This window comes from Paenibacillus sp. B-A-8 (genome assembly GCF_048572915.1).
Lineage (GTDB): Bacteria > Bacillota > Bacilli > Paenibacillales > Paenibacillaceae > Paenibacillus_AQ.
In genome coordinates, this window is the sequence record NZ_CP183882.1 from 1,629,331 (window position 1) to 1,650,374 (window position 21,044).

Here is a 21,044-nt window from a genome sequence, read left to right on the forward strand (position 1 = left end):
GGAAAATATTCATGAAGTCACGGAATAGATTCTCGGAGTCATTCAACATCACATGTGGAGGACAAAAATATGATTAAAGATTTGAAAGATTATATAGCGATTTATCCGTATCACGAGTGGAAAATTATAGAGGACTCGTTTGAGTTGGAACATAATTACCGGAATGAAACTGTGTTCTCATTAGCTAATGGATACATGGGGTTGCGTGGAACATTCGAAGAAGGATATCCTTTTCCGGCAGATCAAGGACTTGAGGGGACTTTTATCAATGGGTTCTATGAAAGCGAAACGATTCGATACGGTGAATTAGCGTACGCTTATCCGGAAAAAACACAGACGATGCTAAATGTGACGAATGGTAAGATTGTACGAATTTATATTGATGGAGAGCAATTCAATATGCTCGAGGGATCGATGGAACAATATCAGCGAGTATTAGACTTGCAGAAGGGAACTGTCACAAGAAGTTTAATCTGGCAATCGCCTAAAGGAAAGAAGCTGCAAATTGTTATTACTAGGCTCGTTTCCTTTACGAATAAACACTTGGCTACCTTTCAATATGAATTAACACCATTAAACTTCGCAGGTGAAATAAAGATTGAAGCCCTTATTGATGGAAAAGTTGAAAACTCAACTGCAAAGACGAATTCACGTATCGATTATGGCCCTTATGGGCGAGTTCTGATTGAGAAGAATAGACAATTTCAGGATGATGTGTGTGCATTGATGCAAGTGACGAAGCAAACTCAGCTGTCTCTTCTATGTGCAACAGATCATCATTTTGAAGATCAGAACATGGTGATAGCTAGCGCTTCAATCGACGAAAAAGATGTAATCGGAAAAAGTTATACTGTGAATGCAAAAAAAAGGGAGACTATCCGGTTCACAAAAAATTTGGTTTACCTGACTTCAAGTGAATATGAAGTGAATGACATGTTCGCGAAGGCTATTACAATACTCTCTGAAGCTAAACTGAAAGGATTCACCAATCTAAAAGAGGAACAGGCAGCGTATTTAGAACAATTTTGGTATCGGACGGATGTTGAAATTAAAGGTAATATCGCGCTTCAGCAAGGAATTCGGTTCAACATGTATCACTTGCTACAATCTGCGGGAAGAGATGGAAAGACGAGCATGGCCGCTAAAGGACTTTCAGGAGAAGGATATGAGGGTCACGTATTTTGGGATACAGAAATGTACGGACTTCCATTCTTTACATTCAACAATCCTCAAATTGCGAAGCGATTGCTTGAATTCCGTTATAACACTTTGAATCAGGCTCGTCAGAGAGCCCGTGAGCTATCTATTGATAAAGGTGCATGTTATCCATGGAGAACAATTAACGGACAAGAAGCCTCGGCCTACTATCCTGCAGGAACAGCTCAAGTCCACATCAATGCAGATATTGCGTTTGCGGTTCAAAATTATATGGATGCTACTGATGATCATGAATTCACTCTGCAAATGGGTGCTGAAATGTTGATTGAAACCGCACGATTCTGGTATGAGTTCGGCGCTTATATCGAAACAAAGGACAATAAATTTTGCATCAACGGCGTAACGGGACCCGATGAATTTACCGTACTGGCTGATAACAATTGCTTTACGAATTTGTTAGCAAGAGAAAATCTGTGGAACGCCTATAATGTCGTAAAGTGGATGGAAAAGAATTATCCTGTTGAATTTGCTGAGCTATCCGCCAAAATTGGGCTTGAAGACGATGAGAAGAATCAGTGGAAACGAGCGGCAGACCAAATGTACATTCCGTACAGTGAGGACTTAGAGATTTTCCCACAGGATGATGGATTCTTGTATAAGAAGCCATGGGATATTGCCAATACACCGATCAAGAAATATCCACTCTTAGACCATCATCATCCACTTGTTGTGTATCGTCATCAGGTTTCCAAACAAGCGGACTTGATATTGGGGTTATGTTTGCTGAGTCATATGTTTACAAAAGATGAGCTACAAAGAAATTTTGATTTTTATGAAAAGGTGACAGTGCATGAATCATCACTATCCGCGTGTATTTTTAGCATCGTAGCAAGTCGAATTGGTTACTACGATAAGAGCTATGAATATTTCATGACGACTTCGAGATTGGACTTAGATGATTACCATCGGAATACGCATGCGGGTATCCATACCGCGAACATGGCCGGAACTTGGATGTGTATTGTAAATGGTTTTGCAGGAATGCAGGAACATAATGATAAATTATGTTTCTCGCCTTACCTACCTGAAGAATGGGACGAGTATTCCTTTAAAGTAAGCTATAAAGGAAGATTGATTAAGTTAACCATTGCAGAGACTGGCACAACCTATGAGCTTTTGGCAGGAAAAGACATTGAGATCATTCACGAGAATGGAACCATGCTATTACAAATGAAACCAAAAATTCAAGCAGCTATTTTTGACTTAGATGGTGTAATTGTAGATACTGCAAAATACCACTACCTAGCTTGGAAGAGGCTGGCTGATCAGTTAGGCTTCGAGTTCACAGAGAAGGATAATGAAAGATTAAAGGGTGTTAGCCGCATGAGCTCTCTGGAAATATTACTTGAAGTGGGACAGCTTCAGTTTGATGAGGTAGAAAAGCTTCGTATGGCTGAGCAAAAGAATGATTGGTACGTGGATTACATTTCTAAATTAGAAGAATCTGAGATATTACTAGGTGTCAAGGATTTTATTCTCCGATTAAAGAATAGCGGGATGAAAATAGCGATCGGATCTGCTAGCAAGAATACGCTAATGATTCTGAACAATCTCAATATTCTAGATTTGTTTGATGCTGTTGTTGATGGTAACAAAGCGATCCATGCCAAACCTGATCCTGAAGTATTTTTGCTTGCAGCAGAAGAATTACAAGTAGATCCAACAGCGTGCATTGTTTTTGAGGATGCATTTGCTGGTGTTGAAGCGGCAAAGTCTGCGGGCATGTACGTAGTAGGGATTGGAGATCTGAGTGTTTTAAAAGAAGCAGATGATGTGATTGATAGCTTTGTAGAACCGAGATTTGATCCCAAAAATCCAATTTGTTTTATTTAATAATGGAGGGTTAATAGATGCAGAAGATGAAGAAGAAAACAGCCTTAGCCTCATTGTTATCTTTCCTTTTACTAATTCAACTTGTAGTACCTGTAACAGCTGCTGAGGTTTCTCCAACAACGGTAAAGGCTATGAACAATAGTAACGTTATGAGTTCCATTGAGAAAGTAACAGCGTCTACCACAGTGAATCTATCCGAAGAAGGAAATCTGGATTGGCGTTCAGTTGCTACAACTCAACAAATTATTGATTATGATGTGAAAAAGCCTGGGAAGTCGATGATTGAGCTTACAGAATCGTTAGGTGAGAGTGGAACAAGTAAAATGCTTGAAGATGGGGTGTTCAGCTTCTCTTCGTCTGCAAACGAAAATGGTTTATCTAATATTCGGAAGGCTCGTTCGAATTCAGGCAATGGAGCGGAATTTACGATTTCTGCTCCTGCCAATGCACAAAAAGAACGTGAGCTCAAAATCTATCTTGGAGTGAACCAAGCAAAGCTTACTATGACTGCAACATTAGGTGGTCAAAGCTACGATCTAGAAGATATAGTGACAGACAGTAAGGAGAGTGGTATCTATAGCATTAAATATTCTGCTGACGATAATCAAGAGCTTAAGATTACGGGTTCTTTATCTAGTACGGATCCTGGGGGGTACTTCGCGCTAGGTGCAATTGTACTATCTGAAGCACCAGATCATGGTGTGAACTTAGCGCTTGGTAAGCAGATAAAAAGTGCGCCAACACCTGAAAATAATAATTTTGTTGCGCAATATATGTTAGATGGAAATTACAATTCACGCTTTTCTACGAAATCGACAGGAAATGTAATTATAGATTTAGGAAAAATTCATCAAGTAAATGAGGTCAGAGTCTATTGGGAAGCAGCATATAGCTCTGAGTTTACGATTCAAGTCTCTAAAGATAATATCAACTGGAATACTGTAGATACGATAACTGGAAAAGGAGATTATGCTCCAACGTATCATAGTTTTGAAGAGAGTGAGGCACGTTACGTTAAGGTAGCTCCAACGAAATTAGTAAATAGCGGCTATAGCATATTTGAAGTTGAAGTCTATAATATGCAGAATATTTCAGTGTCCAACCAAATTATGGGGATTACAAGTAGTAAAGGGTCCATCCTTCCGAATTTCAACCGGAATATCAAAGAGTATGAACTATCTGTTGGTGCAGATACGGAATCTATTGACTTAACCGCGAATGTAAAAGGAGGGAACATACAGCTTGTAACCGTTAACGGACACGAGGTTACTAGTGGTACATCGGTTAAGATTCCTTTGACTACAGGTCTAAACGAGGTAGAAGTTAGTTCAGCAGATTCTTTGGATCCAAGCATTAAAGAGCGTTATATGATTCATATTAATAGAACAAATTATAATTTCGGATCGGAAGTGTATAAAAATGTAATTCAATCGGCTAAGGCTGCAAATGGAAGTAAATTTAGCATCACTTCACCTACATCAGGATTCTGGTCGCCTTTAGCTCAGATTGCTGATGGGAATCGTTACAATATTGCGCAACCGAATTTAGGGCAAAATACACCATGGAATGTCAAGATTGATATGGGAAGTAAATACATTGTCGATCAGGTAAAGTTCTTCTCCAACCGTGGTAGCTACCTTGATACGTATGATGTGCAAGTGTCAATCGATGGTAAGGCCTGGAAGACTGTTGCTAGTGAAAAACAGGGGAATGGTGAGAATAAAACCTATCGGTTTGCACCTACTACAGCTCAGTACCTACAAATTATCGGCATAAAGGCTGTCGGTTTCTCCTCTATTAGTGAAATTGAAATGTATGGCGTTAATATCTCCATGGAGAGTATCATAAATTCACTGTCTACGCTCAAAATTAACAGAGGCGATACCAAATTAGAAGTATATGTTCCAGAGGGCTATGAGGTTTCTATTCAAGAATCATCTGACCTGGAAGCAATCGCATTGAATGGAGAAATTGCGCCTAAAAAAAATCAAGAGCAAGTCGTTAAACTGAAGTTCACAGTTAAGGAGACTTCTACCGGTGCTACACAAACAACGGGAGACATAGAAGTCACTGTTCCTGCAATCGTGGACGTGGTTGCTATTGAATCACTTCCAGTTCTATCTATTGAATACGGTAAGACGCTTGCTGAAGTACTGGGTAGCATTCTTCCAAGAACAGCACTAGTGACATTGAGTGATGGTAGCAAGGATACATTGAGTATCACTTGGAATGAGAATTCAACACCAGTCTATGCTGGAACGACCCCTGGTGAATATACATTTACAGGAAATGTTGCGCTATCACAGGGCGTGTTAAATAGCGAAGATATTTCATTAGTTGTTACCAATCAGGTTGCCGTACAGAAGTTGACAGCCAATGCACTAAATATCGCACCTAAAGATCAAATACTTCCTGTTCCTCAATCGGGAACAACCAAAAGAAGGTTCTCAGCCAAGGTTAGTGGTTCGGATGTTTTGTATAAGAATGTTATTTGGAGTGTCGATGGAAACAAAGATTATATTACCATGGATCAAGACGGGCTATTGATTATTCGTCCAAGTAACGAAATGTTACCGGGTGAGAGTATTACCGTTCATGTTCAAGCGAAGGATAAGGATAGTGATGTGACGGGAACCATCCCAGTCAAGCTTCAATTTAATAAGAACTCAGAGTCAGAACCAAGTCCGTTGAATAAAGAAGGGTACACACTTTACCATGCTAGCGAGTTCAATGAAAACGATATCGATCGTACAGCATGGTCGGATTATTACTTGAGACAATGGGCAACGAATGGAGATGCACAGTCACATGCGAAATACGATTTCGAAGATGGTGCACTTGTGTTGAAAATTGATGAAGATTCTGAGCCTTGGAGCCCGCTTGATGGTAATGTAACCGTCTCAAGTTTGGTATCCTATGAGAAAACTGGACTACACAAGTTTGGTAACAATAACTATTCTCAAAGTAGAAATATTCCTACTTTTGATGGAGCGGCCACGACAAAATATGGATACTTTGAAATGAGAGCCAAAATGCCAACTGCAAAGGATGGAAGTCATGTTGCGTGGTGGATGGTTGGTAATCAAGAAGACCAGAATATTTACGATACAGGAACGTCATATGTATCCAATCAAGTGAGTGAGATCGATATTAATGAAAGTCCTTTTAATACAATTCAAGCCAATGAGTGGTTCTCGACCTACCATCAATGGGGTAGTGATGTAAGTGTAACAGGATCGAGTCCTAGTAATAACTATGTACGAACGGGCTTAGACCCTGAATCGAGATTGGATTCAGAATTCCATAACTATGGCATGGAATGGGATGAGAACGGGTTGTATTTCTATTTTGACGGCAAGCTCATTCGAACGATAGATGTTAAATTGGACCACCGCCTTGAGACATTATTAAGTATTTATACCAATTCATGGGGTGGACAAGATGCAGGAATCTATCCAAAAGAATTTGCAATTGATTATTTCAGAATTTATAAGAAGAATGATTCGATCGGCAAAATCAATGATATTTTCTTCGATCTATCTACCGTTCCACAAAAGCTTAAGAAGCCTGTCGTGGGAGAAAAAACAACAATGAAAATTAATGCAATTCCTGTAGACTCTATGCATAATCCGGTTACAGATGCAGAGCTAGAGTGGTATTTTGCTTCCGATGTTCCGTTCAAAAGTGAAACCAGTATTCCAGGAGCTAGTATAGATCGGGCTACAGGGGAAGTTACGATCACAGATCAAATCGCTGCTCCGACGGTATTAAGAGTTAGTGCCAAGTCGAAAGGTAATATCCGCATCAGACAGTCGTATCGTATTATGGTTGAGAACGAGAATAATCCAATCCCTACTAGTATTTTCTTCAAAGACAGTAAGAATATCAATCGAATTCCGATTTCGTCTATAACGAAGGAAGTACAACTAGAAGCTACGCTGTATGATCAATACTTAGAGCCTATGAGTAATTCAATTGAATATTCATTAGTTAAGGATACATCGGGATTAATGTCAGTATCTCCAGATGGTGTAACGCTTACTAATGAAGGCAAACTGATCATCGATTCTGATGCAAATCCTGGAGAAGTATTCTATGTTCATGCTAAGAGTGAGAATATTTCGAACAATTTCATCATTCAATTAGGTCAGAAATCAGAAGTGGATCTAACACAATTAAGTTCCACCATTGCTATTGCACAAGGTAAAGCAACTGGAGCAGTGGTAGGCACAGAACCAGGGCAATATCCGCAAGAAGCAGTAGATTCATTAAATAAAGCCGTTGAAACTGCATTAGCGATTGTAAATACAGTAGAGATTACACAGGATGAAGTGGATGCAGGGTTGATTACACTTCAAGCAGCCATATCGACATTCGACAGCTCCAAGATTCCGCCTGTGGATCCTCCGGCAGTTGACAAGATTGCTCTTCACGCCGCCATTGCAACAGCACAAGGTAAAATTGCTGCAGCAGTCGTAGGTACAGAACCAGGGCAATATCCGCAAGAAGCAGTAAATGCTTTAAATACAGCTATTGAAGCAGCACAAGTGATAATTGATGCAATTGATATCACGCAAGAAAAATTGGATGTAGGATTGAGTGTATTGAATGTAGCCATTGGGGCATTCAAAGATGCAATGATTCCAACTCTCGACCCTTCAGTGGTTGACAAAATTGCACTTGATGTTGCCATCGTAACAGCACAAGGTAAATTAGCTGAGGCAGTCGTTGGCACAGAGCCAGGCCAATATCCACAAGAAGCAGTAAATACATTAAATGAAGCCATTGAAGTTGCACAAGCAATTATTGATGCACTGGGGATTACACAGGATGAAGTGGATGCAGGGTTGAGTAAATTGAATCTGGCAATTTCAACATTTGAGGCTGCAGTCTATCCTCCAATTGATAGAGATCACATTGCACCAACATGGCCAACTGGCAGTACATTAGTATATACACAAGTTGGGACTAATCATGTACAGTTAGCGTGGAAAGCAGCAGAGGATGATACAGCTGTAACGAGTTATATGATTTACAAGAACGGTCAAGTTCTTGCGAATTCAGTTACTGATATTGTATATAAACCTAGTGTAACAGGCGGGGTATATAGTCTTCATGTAACAGGATTAATACCAAACACTAGCTACTCTTTTAAAGTCGAAGCGGGAGATGCAGCAGGCAATTGGAGTGTAGATGGTCCAAATGTATCGGTGAGAACAGACGATACGTGGGTACCGGTACCAACGCCTGATCCAACACTAACACCAACACCAACACCAACACCAACACCAACACCAACACCAACACCAACACCAACACCAACACCAACACCAACACCGGAGCCGATACCAACGCCAGAACCTGAAACTCCTAATATTAGGTTTACGGATACGCAGGGTCACTGGGCGCAAGCAGCAATTGAAAAAGCAGTAGAACTTGGCTTTGTGAATGGTTATCAAGATGGAACCTTCCGCCCTAACGGCAAAGTAACTCGTGGTGAAATTGCAGCGATGCTAGCTAGAGCTTTGAAACTAGAGGCTCAGGGTGAGGATATGAAGTTTGAAGATCTAATCCGCATCCCAGCGTGGGCGAAACCATTTGTTGGGGCAGTAGCCAGCGCAGGCTTGATTGAGGGGTATCAAGATAACACATTCCGAGCGAATCAAGAAATTACGCGTACAGAATTAACGGTGATTATCGTTCGTAATTTGGGACTCGATCTTGATTCTAAGGCGATTTTATCTTTCAAAGATGCAGATAAAGTACCTGCTTGGGCAAAAGCATCTATTGTAGCAGCATTTGAATCTGGATTGGTTAAAGGTGATGATAAAGGTTTATTCAATCCGAATACTTCTTGTACGAGAGCTGAAGCGGTTACGATGATTCTAACGATGCTTAATCACCAATAATACTTTTCTCCAAACAATTGTTAAATTTCAAAAATAGCTATGTGATACAGGCAGACGAGATATATCGTCTGCCTGTTTATTTATAAGGCGAAGCGGTGAGCACTTGATAAAGTTTAAAAGTATTTCCGTTAAACTGCTAGGCAAAAAAAGTGGTATCAACAGGAAAAACGCCGTTTATGAAAATGTAGGTATCGTGGGTGCATGAAAGAGAGTGCGAAGGTGCCGGAGTAGTTAATGAGATAGAGGGGACGGATTCTTTGAAGAAATAAATTAATGCAGTCAAAATAAAGTCGTTATCATTCACATAGGGATGATAACGACTTTATTTTGAGTTAACTTAGCCACATTCTGGTACTTTAAAAGGTTCATCGTTTTAGAAAACATTGACTTTATAACGTGTCTGGAGTCTGAACTGTCTTTGGTAGGGAGAAATACGGCTTTCAACGTTATTACTTTAATCATACTAAATTAATCTCTTATACCTTTTCAACGTTTTATGTAAACATAATGGTTAGTGGGAGGGAATTGGGACTATTTGTAGAAATATGGTAGTCAGGAAGAAGAAGGAGTGAATAATTATGAATGCTACTACTAGTACTAAAAATGAGCTGCTACCATTAGCGCCTGAAAATGAGATCTTTAGAGAATCGTTAGTAAGGCATATTAGAGATATGTTTAATAAAGATAGGACAAAGATACTATTAGAGGGGCCGGGAGCTAGCGGGAAAACTGTATTGTTGTCCCAGTTTGTGAGGTTACATCCAGAAAGATGTATATCATTTTTTATTAAGGATAACGTTTGGAGTACAAATTTATCATTCTTTTTACTCGAACTCTGTCTGCAAATGCAGCAAATACCGGCAATATCGTCTAAATATAATAAAGATATATCTCATGAAACATTACAAGAGGAGCATTTTGTAAAACAACTATTTTATCGCATGTCTAGAGAATTAATTGCTTATATAAAAAGAACTGGTAATGGCCCATTTTATTTTGTGATTGATGGATTAGATAAACTAAATTACATAAATGGTGAAGAGAATATATTAAGTCATCTTCCAATGGACGATCCTGCCGGTATATTTATACTATTAAGTTCTAGTGGAAAATTAGATGACCGTATCAAAGTTAATTCGATGCCAATTCAAAATTTTTCTTTAGAAGAAACTGAAAAATATTTTAGTGAAATTCTAAAAAAAGAACAAATAAAGAAAATATATGATATCTCACAAGGGATGCCTGGATATCTATCAGATACCTTGAAGTCCTTGAAAAAAGTTGATTCATCTCAATATGATAGCTTAATTTCAAATTTACCTAGTAACTATATTAAGTTAATTGAATCTGCATGGAATGGACTAGATAAAGAAAACAAGGAATTAATGAATATACTATCGGTATTAGTTAGTTCACCTGAACCTATGACTTTGCTGAAACTATCGGAGGTATTAGAACTTAGTAAAGAGACTGTTTATGATTATATTATAGAATTGTTATTCGTTGAAATACACAAATCAAGTGAATTAATTGAGGTGAATAATGTCTATAAAACATTTATTTTCAATAAATTAGAAGAAATAAATGTAACGACAACACAATTATTAATTTCTTATTACGAATGCAAACAAGTTGAGGACTCTGCTTTATTTTTGCCTTCTCTGTATATTAAAAATAATAATTATGAATCTCTTGTTAAACTAGTTAATGTTGATAACATAACAAAAATACTAGGAACACAGAGAAACGTATCGATAGTACGTAGAATGATAAGATCGCTATCTGAAATGGCTTATTCACGTGGAGATAGCCAAAGATTATTTTGGGGAGCACTTACAGAATCGTTTTTTACACAATTGATTTCTAATCCCCCTGCCGTTCAAAATCAAATTGCTGCTCTGCTTGCTCAGGATAATTTTGAGAATGCTATTCAGTTAGCCTATAGTTGTATGCTTCCAGAGGATCGACTAATGTTATTTGCTAAGATAGGCAGTGAAATGATAAAGAAAGAACTACCTGTCCCAAATGAGATTATAAAGACACTTGATGAATCGGTAGAACTTATAGATAACACTATTGAATTAACAGAAGTGCTTACTGAAAAATTATTAGATGTATGTACAGATTTAATTACTTTTCAAACAAAGTCGGCCCTGAAACTTATAGAAAAAATAGCAGAGTCCAAAGGTAATTCTAATTACAAAAACCAATTAATGGATATATTGTTGACTAATGTATTGATTAAATCTGGTACTGATGATTCAACTACTGAGAAAATAAAATCTCAAATCAGTAATGACTCCTTGAATGATATTGCAAAGGCATCCTCTACAGTCCTGGAGAAAGTTATAGTAGAAGAACTATTTGAACAAGTGGAGCAAATATCAGATATTTCAGCAAAACTTTATTTGCTTCAATCTTGGTGCAATATGAATGATGAAAATCAAAGAATATGCGAAGTTATTGCGTATGCCTTAGATCTAATAAAGTTTAGCGAGGATTATGCGCCGACTCAACTTCATTTAAGAAAACTTGCTCAATGTTTGTTGAAAGGACTTGAATCTCACAATGAAGAAGAATTAAAAACATTAATCAATGAGTTAGATAAAATTAAAGAGACGCTTATAAAGCATCCAGTAGATGAATATGCAAGACTAGAGTTAATACTTGCCTTGGTTATTAAAAAGTGGTCTCCGGAGGAAGCGACTGAAAGATATTATAACGTCTATTTTGGGATTGATAAAATTCAAGATATAGATATACGTTGTTTTGTTATCGTGCGATTGCTTCTGACCCATAAAGAACTAGCGCCAAATGACTCAGAGTTAGAAGATGAGTTTGTAACTGAACTAAGTAACTTTTTTGATACCCTATTAAACACTTCTGCTGATCATTTAGAAATCACCAAAAAATTAATTTCTGCACTATCTGAGTATAACCATGAACTTGCTGTCTCATTTTCAACAAAGCTAAATAGAGCGAGAAGAAGGGATTTTGCATATGGAGAAGTACTGAGAGAATATACTTCACGAATTTCTACTTCCCACTCGGTAAACTTTATATATCATACACTAGATTTAATTGAAAATAGAAGTTATCGTGACTGGGTCTACGTTCAAATTATTAAGCGTTTTACAACTTCGAGTTTAAACACTCCATACAATGACAAGCTTAAATATTTGGAGAGAGTATTATTAATTGAACATTCCATTGGCAAGGCATATGCCATAACTTATTTTATTAATTGGATTTATAATGATAACCCTGATAAAGCCAGACAATTGATTAGTAACTTGATACAAGCTTATGAGAAAATAGATTGTTTGTGGGAGCAGGTCTCTTGTGGATTTGATGTTTCAAGTGTACTTGCAAAAGTTAATCGTGAATTCTCTTTACAAATATACAAGTTGGCAGAAAAAATCAGGAGTAATTCGGTATTTGCAGATGAAAGAATAACAAGTTTATACTTGGAGATTTGTAAAATTATTATTAGAATTGTACCTGATATATTAAACAGTAAGGAAGTCAAAGAAAGAATAGCATATTGTGTAAGAGCCATTATGTCTATTCCTTCTGTTATTGAAAGAAATTTATTATTAACAAGTTTAGCTTTGAAATGCTTGTTACACAATAAAAGAGATATATTTAATGAACTCTCAACAAAAGTACTAATTGAAATTGAGCATTGCTCAGATGAATTAATACTGCAACAACTTATTATTGATAGTGCACCGTTATTGTTTGAAGTTGAGCGCAACGTCCTATTCAACAAATTAGAAAATATTCCTGAATACCTAAGAGATGGGGCATTAGATGAGGTATTAAAGTATCTTTTTACAAAAAGAATACCAATAGATCCAATAGATGTTTCAACTTATCCAACGAATTTAAGTTTTGCTGAGGCCTTAAGAGTTATCGAATTAATTGAACATTTAGAGATGGATGCAATTATATATTCTTACATCGATAAGCTCGTTGAGTCGATAACATATAAATATGATAATAAGCTTAAAACTTCTCTAAATGAGAGGCAAGTTCTAACTATTGCGGAAACCTTATCGAAGATTGTAAATAACAAACTACCCGATACAAAAAACATTTCACATGATGGTTATAAGATTGCCTGCAGAATATCAATAAATAAACTTAAAGAATCTTTAAGAGGATCGAGTTCATTTCGTGCAAATGCTAGATGGGATCCTTTGAATTTGTCTTGGGAGGAAATTAAAAAGGAAATTCTGAATGTCCCTAATTTAGCAGATAAGGTATTATTACAAGCTACTGCAGCTTCTGAATCCTATTTAACGGACAAGTCTTTTTCCGAATCAATTATTGCAAGTGCAGAAACAAATCTTGGAGACATAACAAACTCAATTGATAGAGCTGGTCGTTTTCACGTTGTCGCAAAATCTTATAATGAAATGTCTAATTCTAAAGCAGCTAGGTTCTTACTTGAAGAAGCTGTTAAACAATCAAATGCATTTTCAAGTTATGAAACTAGAGATCAACTCTTAGGTGGTGCTATTGAATTAGCTCATAGCATTGATCCGAATTTTGCAAGCTCTCTAGCTGCAAACATTGATTCGCCAATGTTTACATCAAAATCATATGAAAAAATCTTAGCACTTAATCTTAGGAGTGATCCTTCTAGATTGGATTTATCAAAAAAAGAGGAGTATCAACCAGCAATCTCATCAGCATGTGGAAGTATCCTTAATTCTTTATATTCAGGGAGGGGAATTGTTCAACATGAAACAGTTATTTCTAAATGGATGTACTGTTGTTTGGGGTACGATTTTGATACAACATATAATATCGCACTCTGGTATGTGGAGAACTCAATAATTTCCCGCAATAAATCTCTAATTACTCCGAGGTTAGAATCACTTTATTCTGAGTCTCTAGAATTATTAGATATGATATCTAAGATGGGACAAGTTATTAATAATATGACAGCCACATCAGAATCATCAACGTTTTTCGAAAATGTAGCACCTAAGATGCAAACCTTTAGTTTAGGGGAAAAAGAAGTTGCCTTAGACTTTCTGAAAAGTTGGTTATCTGAGTATGCAACGGAGTATGTTAAAATATATGATGCGTATTTTGGACCAAGTGATTTAACATTACTTAAGTTTATACCTCAAAATGTGGATGTGAGAATATTATGTTCTGTTAAACAAAAAGATCTAGATGTAAATAATATTCATGAAAGATATAAACTAGAGTGGAAGAATATCTGTGACCAGAACCCTCCAGAAACTTTGGTATATATATATTCCACTCCTTCGGGTCGCACACCACAACACGATAGATTTATTGTCACTGATAAGGCTGGACTAGTACTAGGTACATCTTTAAACGGTTTGGGTAGTCGTGATACTGTAATAAATATGATTGATTTTGATGAAAAATTAAAAATTGAAAAGCAGTTTATTGATGAGTTGGTGACAAATCAACCACGATTTGTAGGCGATGAACGATTAATAAGTCGGACTTTTTCTTTTGAGCTATAAATAACATTTTTAAAAATATGCATTATAAGCTTCTCAGGCTGTCGAGAAAGTCTCGACAGCCTTCTTTATGTGATTTTGATTTCGTACGACACCGCGTTAATATTATATAATATAGGTAACTATTTATAGAACGGATGGTGTCAATATACTGCGTTCCAATCGAGAAAATCAATAAGCTTACGAATTTGTTTCTAAAGAAGATTTGGTTCCTAAAGACCACTTGCTTCGCAAAGTAGATAAATATATTGATTTTTCGTTTATTGATGAGAAGGTTAAACCCTTGTATTGCTCGGATAACGGAGGTCCTGCGATTGATCCAGTCATACTGTCTAAGATGATTTTCTTGGGGTGTTTTTATGGCATTCGTTCTGAACGTCAATTGGAACGGGAGGTCCAAACAAACTTAGCTTACCGTTAGTTTCTTAGCCTGGGGCTAACTGACAAAGTACCAGACCACTCTACGATTAGCTGGAATCGGCGAACTCGTTTTAAAGATACGAACATTTTCAAGATATTTTCGATGAGATTGTTCTCCAAGCGATTTCGCACCGGATGGTAGGCGGACGTGTTCTTGTCTCGGACTCTACTCTCGTCAAGGCGAATGTGAATGAACACCAATATTCGAAACAACAGGTGCTGCAAAATATTATGTGGACGAGCTCAACACCGCTGTAGAAGTAGACCGGAAAAGCCATGGAAAAAAGCCCTGAAACCTAGAGAGGAAATAATCAAAGAAAAAGAAATTAAAGTGAGCAAGACCGATCTCGATAGTGGTTACATGAACCGGGCGGTAAACCGGAAGGCTTATTTTATCTAGACCACCGGACGGTAGATATGAAATACAATCTCATTACATATGTACACGTCACACCCGGAAATGTCCATGATTCCGTGCCGTATTTGTCGCGTCTAGACCGTCAGCAGGAACGTTTTGGATTTAAAGTGGAAGCCATTACGCTAGATTCAGGGTATTTAACAACGCCGATTTTCCGTTATTGCTCACCGGAGATTCCATTCCAAACAAGGACTTTTTCCAAAATGGAAGTTTACTTTTGACGCTAAGCGAGAGTTGTACGTCTGTCCGGCCGGCCAAAAACTGAAGTACCGGACGACGGATCGCAAAGGCTACCATTAGTATGCGTCAGATCCGGAGCAATGTAAAAGTTTTTCGTTTTAAAACGAGTTATGCACTCCAAAAAACACCGAAAGATGGTGACTCGACATGTCTGGGAGGATAGCAAGGATTGGATCCGGGACAACAGGTTTAGCAAGTCAGGGAAGTAGTTGTTCGAAATGAAACGATTGAGCAAAGCTTCGCGGATGCTAAAGAGCTACATGGGTTTCGCCATTGCCGTTTGCGTGGGATGTCAAACGTCAGGAAACATGCACTGATGACAGCAGCCATGCAGAACATGAAGAAGATGGCGATCCATCTAGATCGCCGGGAAAAGCGGGGGTAACCCCTCATTTTCCCGTCCGTAGGTAGGTATTGAAATACATAAGAAACCCAAGGTCTTTAAATGACCTGGGTTTCTCGACAATCTGAAGAAGCTTAACACCATTGTATGGTGTTAAGCTTCTCTATGTTTATGCTGTTATAATAAATTGCTTACATTCTGAGATGAATTTGTACGTAGACAAAGAGCCCCATCTGTATCTTTTTTATGTGTCAATGCTTTAGGTATAGGATATTGAAATCAAGCATGTATGAAACAATCACTTTGATGTTTATATTAGCGAGTATAACTAAATTAGCGTTGATTCGCTTGGATTAAGTATAAACATTTGTTGAAAACATTGGCACCTGTATTAGAAGTCCTGAGGATAGTTTAAACAAATCTGTAGATGGTAGCGTGATTTAGTAAACCCTATTGATAATATAATTGTCATTTCCAAACAGCGGTCTAGACGGTGGGAATTGTATATAAACCTTACCAATCAACTAATAAACCATAATAGAACTTACAGATAGATCGTAACTGGTAATGATCCGTTATTGTTAGATAAATGATAGTCATTCTATTTTGTTATCTATTGACATCGTATCGTGTCCATAACCTCAAGAAATTCGATAACACTGGAGAGGACATGGAGGATTTAATCTCCATCGGCACCATCGGCCTGATTAAAGCCATCGAGAGCTATCGCCCGAACAAAGGCACAAAACTGGCCACTTTTGCTGCCCGTTGTATCGAAAACGAAATTTTGATGCACCTTAGATCCTTGAAGAAAACTCGTAAAGATGTATCTCTGCACGACCCAATTGGGACTGACAAAGAAGGTAATGAAATTACACTCATTGATATCCTTGGCTCCGAGGCTGATGATGTCATTAAAGAAGTAGATCTGAAGATCGAGAAGAGCAAGATATATCGTAATCTCGATATTCTGGATGATCGGGAAAAAGAAGTTGTGGTGGGTAGGTTTGGGCTGGATACAGGTGGGGAAGAGCGGACGCAGCGGGAGATTGCCAAGGAGCTGGGGATCTCGCGGAGTTATGTTTCAAGGATTGAGAAGAGGGCGCTAATGAAGCTGTATCATGAGTTTTATAAGGCTAAGCGTTGAGAGTACTGAGTCTGTCTTTTGACAGACTCTTTTTGTTGTCGAATTTAAGACAAGTATTCCAAAAGAATTCCAAAAGAATTCTGCAAATAGTAGAGTTTTTATGTATAAAATTTGAAATACGATGTTGTAATTTGGATAAATATAATCCTGTTGTTAGGTAATCTGAAAGGCTAAAGATGGCTCGTAGTTTTGGAAGTACAGTTAATAAAATGATAAAAGAAACTGCAATAGCGCAACGTACAACGGAAAGTTTGGGAATTGCCGCTATTCGTCGACATTTAAGATTGCAGAGCTACTGAAGGTTATATGTTATTTGTTTTGAACTTATGATTTTTACAAGAAAGTCGTTCTAGTAGAAATTTAATTTTTTCCCCAGAGAACCAGAAAATTAAAGGTGTATAAGTGGACTAACGGTGGCAGAGTCTAAAAACTGAGAATATCCACATGGGAATGGATACGCTCATTTTAGATTAGCAAACAGGATAGAAAGTTTGTTAATAGGGGTTACGATAGGGAGGTTGGGTCGATAAAGATCCTCTTAAAAAATGAAATTATTACATATTCTTCAAAAAAGAAAATAATATTTATCCTTTGAAGCTATAGAGCTTCAAAGGATAAATGGGATGTATCAAGGTTGTTAAATTCCTGAAGTGTCTTCAGTTAGGATACATCAATAACAGATAGAGTATATCTAGAAGTAACTGAAGATGCATACATAGGAAATATGTTTGTGAGTATGGGAATTAATATAGATTTGTACTGAATTATTGCTTGAATAAATTATTATTCTCTTCAACCTTCAGTGGCTGTGGGGCTTTTTTTATGGGAAATTAATTCTAGGAACTAATAAGAAAGGTGAATTTGTAGTAATATACAAGAAACAGGAAGGAGACTTATACAAAGCGATATGAATAAATTCAATCCCCCAAAACTTGTTGGGAATTTTGCAAGCATTGTATCTGATGAAGCTGATTTAGAACTTGTTGCAAAAGTTTCTTGCTACTTATATAAACCTGGCGCTTATACGCCAATGTTTATTTTGCCTAGAGCAGAGTACGCATATAAAGAAAATTTTTCATTAGAAGACGATAGTTTCTTTTCTGATGTTGTAGTAGGAAATGCTAGTCGAACAATATTAAACTGCATTGCCCATATTAATTGTAAACTTGTATTACTAATTGGATTGAATGAGGTTCAAAAATCATTTTTGAACATTGAACAGTACTACAAAGTGAATTTTATCGAAATAAATACTATTTCAGAACTTGAAGATAAACTAAAATTCTTAGGAAGATTATTCGATGGTAATTTCTACTGTAAAAAAAATGATATTGCTAAAGCTTTATGCCACTCTCTCCAATATAATAAATTACTAGTCGTTAGTGAGACAGCCCAACCCGTTACAAGTCTAATTGATAATGGTGGAGATGGGATTGTTGTACTAGAATCAAAGAATGATATCTCAGAATTAATAACTGTAATCTATGCATCTTCTATAAAAGCAGATTTGAAATTCGTGAGGTCATATCATCACTCAGAAATAATGGAGTTAAAGAACAAGCTATATAAATGGAAAAGAGAATTTTCATATGGTTCATATATCTTTTTTAATAATACTATTTCAGATTCATTAACGGATGTTGATTTTACTATGTATCAATATGCAACTTTCTTTACAGATGGAATTCCATACGGAGTGATTTATAATTCCACAGTTCCCTGTTCTCATGTTTTGCAGACAGTTTCTGTAGACATATTCCTTTTTAATAATATTCTTTACGAGCAAAGTAATCTTCATATGGGATCTGCTTTGATTTTTTCACCACAGCCAGAAGATCTAGGTGAGCAAACAGCAGTAGAAGTGGAAAAGGTGAATAATTCCTTGGCCAAAGTAAACTTTTCTAATAAAAATTTGCTGAAAAAGAAAGCAACGGTAAAGGCACTTGATAATTTTGTAGGCCACTATCCATATGATATTCTTCATATTTGTAGTCATGGGGGGAGAATTGATGGCTATTATGTTGTACAAAAATTCCTTGATAGAAATGGAAGAGAACACACTGTTGAGTATGATGAAATAGCGGGATTTTCTCCTGATGGTAAGGAATTTGTTAATGTTACGAGGAAAATTATTTATAGATTTCTCGATGATCTCGTTTGGAGGAGCAAGGAATTAGAAGAACAAAATTACCCAGACTATGTTTATAAAGATCTGCTTAAATCTATTACTGATGATAAAATCAATGTCCAACGTACCAAAGTAGACTATCCAATAGAAGGATCTTGTCATGTGCAATGTTACGATGATATACATCAGGGGCAATTCAGTTCATTAGCTTCACATGGATCACCCTTTATTTTTAATAATAGTTGTACCTCATGGGAAGAATTCGCATTGCATTTATTAAACTCAGGATGCAGAGCTTACATAGGTACTTTATGGAACATTAGCAATGAAGTTGCTGTTACATCCTCTGAAATTTTTTATAATACAGTTTTTAAAAGTAGTATTTTAGATGCATTTCAAATAATGATATCTTCAATTGATAATGACAATTACAAAGAAATATATATTTTTTGTGGGTTACACTTTAGTACAATAAAAAAAAGCTCAAATAATTCATTGTATAATCTTAGAGAAAAACTGCTTATTTCTATAAATAGGTGGATTCGGTATTCCGTGCAAACGAAGTCTTTTGAATATCGGAAATCTGCTTTAAGTGTTATTAAATTTCTAAATAAAGAGTTAGTGCCTTTTTATAGTAATGACAGAGTTATAGAAGCATTGATTGGATCAGCATGTTTCATACATGATTTTGAAAAACAATTGGAAGATGAAAGTATTAATACTGGAGAGCAAACTTAATGAGGATAATAATATTTTCTTTAGTAGCATTGAGTGTAGGGGAATATAGTTAAATGATGTGGTTAATTACGCTAAGGTTTCCAAAATGCAAAACATAAAGGGGCGGGATAATTATCTCGCCTTTTTTGTATGAAATTTAAGAAGACCTTTATAGAATAACTGCGAAATGATTCTTATAAATTTGATAAACACATAAGGTTATATGTTATCGCAGCATGACAGAATGTATTTATCAATAATAATGACCCCATATACATATTGTTCCAATTGCTTTATATTTAGACAAGGTAGTTACTCTTATTATTGAGGTGCATTTTGAAAGATAAACTGTTTAAATACTATAAAGCCTCCGTTTCTGGCAAAGCTTTGATTTATTCCTATATGCCAATTTTTCATAAATTTTATTTTTTTGTAGTTTATCTATCTTTGCTTGCAGTAATATCTACAGGGTTATCTGTTATTTCAATAACCTCGATCCCTATGTGGATAGTAATTTCTTTGTCTATCACAGTATTACTTGTTCTTAGCCTAATCGTTTTAAATCGAATAATGGCATACAAAGCTATGAAAATTTTGAAAAGGCAATATTCTATAAATACCAACCCTAAGCAATGGCAAGGGACTTTATCTGAAATGCAAATCCACTTAATTTCTGAATATCTTATTGAAAATGGACTCTATTCAAAATGGAAGATAGAAAAACTATTAGATAGCTACCGTGAAGATGTAAAGAAGAAAAAACTCCCGCCTTTAGTAGCTCCAGGAATATTACTAGCAATTTCAATCCCCAATATTACACAGCTGGTAACTCGAGCCTATACTTACTTTAATTTTGAAGAGAATATTCCTGAATTCATGAAGCAAACTGAAAATTATCCTATCAACCTCAATTTGTTTTTATTTGTAGTTATATTCGTATTATCTGCGATGATGGTTGCGACTGTTGCTATATTTAATAGAATAAAAGATGGAATTGTTGAAATCGTAGAGAATAATGATGGACCTAAAAGAGAGGCTTTAATTGAAACACTTGATAATATTCTTTATCAGCTTAAGGAGAAATCAAATGAAGAGGAATACATACAAAGTCCTCCTCACAGACAATGATTTTTGTAGTGGCATTAGCACAGTTGGAGGTAT

Annotated in this window: 6 protein-coding genes and 1 pseudogene; all 7 read left to right on the forward strand. The window is 36.6% G+C overall.

Annotated features, from left to right (window positions below; genetic code table 11):
* The first annotated feature begins 69 nt into the window (after nt 1-69).
* The 7 genes and pseudogenes from pgmB to ACN6MV_RS07380 all read left to right on the forward strand — a co-directional run bounded on the left by pgmB (nt 70) and on the right by ACN6MV_RS07380 (nt 21,011).
* The gene (pgmB, locus tag ACN6MV_RS07350) at nt 70-3,051 is read left to right on the forward strand and encodes a beta-phosphoglucomutase (protein ID WP_419886043.1); all 2,982 of its coding nucleotides are present in this window, start codon (nt 70-72) and stop codon (nt 3,049-3,051) included.
* A gap of 17 nt (nt 3,052-3,068) precedes the next feature.
* Nucleotides 3,069-8,960 (forward strand): S-layer homology domain-containing protein, encoded by a 5,892-nt coding sequence (locus tag ACN6MV_RS07355; protein ID WP_419886044.1) that lies wholly within the window; start codon nt 3,069-3,071, stop codon nt 8,958-8,960.
* 578 nt (nt 8,961-9,538) lie between these two features.
* Nucleotides 9,539-14,473 carry a hypothetical protein gene (locus tag ACN6MV_RS07360; protein ID WP_419886045.1) on the forward strand — a complete coding sequence of 1,645 codons (4,935 nt, stop codon included), beginning with the start codon at nt 9,539-9,541 and terminating at the stop codon, nt 14,471-14,473.
* A gap of 202 nt (nt 14,474-14,675) precedes the next feature.
* A pseudogene (locus ACN6MV_RS07365) lies at nt 14,676-15,933 on the forward strand (IS1182 family transposase).
* 547 nt (nt 15,934-16,480) lie between these two features.
* Nucleotides 16,481-17,038 carry an RNA polymerase sporulation sigma factor SigK gene (sigK, locus tag ACN6MV_RS07370; protein WP_419886046.1) on the forward strand — a complete coding sequence of 186 codons (558 nt, stop codon included), beginning with the start codon at nt 16,481-16,483 and terminating at the stop codon, nt 17,036-17,038.
* 907 nt (nt 17,039-17,945) lie between these two features.
* Entirely contained in the window at nt 17,946-19,904 is a 1,959-nt protein-coding gene (locus ACN6MV_RS07375; protein WP_419886047.1) for a hypothetical protein, read from the forward strand.
* A 315-nt stretch (nt 19,905-20,219) separates the two neighbouring features.
* Nucleotides 20,220-21,011 carry a hypothetical protein gene (locus ACN6MV_RS07380; protein WP_419886048.1) on the forward strand — a complete coding sequence of 264 codons (792 nt, stop codon included), beginning with the start codon at nt 20,220-20,222 and terminating at the stop codon, nt 21,009-21,011.
* Nucleotides 21,012-21,044 lie beyond the last annotated feature (33 nt).

Coding starts and splice junctions, on each gene's coding strand:
- pgmB (WP_419886043.1), top strand. CDS start 70: ATGATTAAAGATTTGAAAGATTATATAGCGATTTATCCGTATCACGAG.
- ACN6MV_RS07355 (WP_419886044.1), top strand. CDS start 3,069: ATGCAGAAGATGAAGAAGAAAACAGCCTTAGCCTCATTGTTATCTTTC.
- ACN6MV_RS07360 (WP_419886045.1), top strand. CDS start 9,539: ATGAATGCTACTACTAGTACTAAAAATGAGCTGCTACCATTAGCGCCT.
- sigK (WP_419886046.1), top strand. CDS start 16,481: ATGATAGTCATTCTATTTTGTTATCTATTGACATCGTATCGTGTCCAT.
- ACN6MV_RS07375 (WP_419886047.1), top strand. CDS start 17,946: ATGAATAAATTCAATCCCCCAAAACTTGTTGGGAATTTTGCAAGCATT.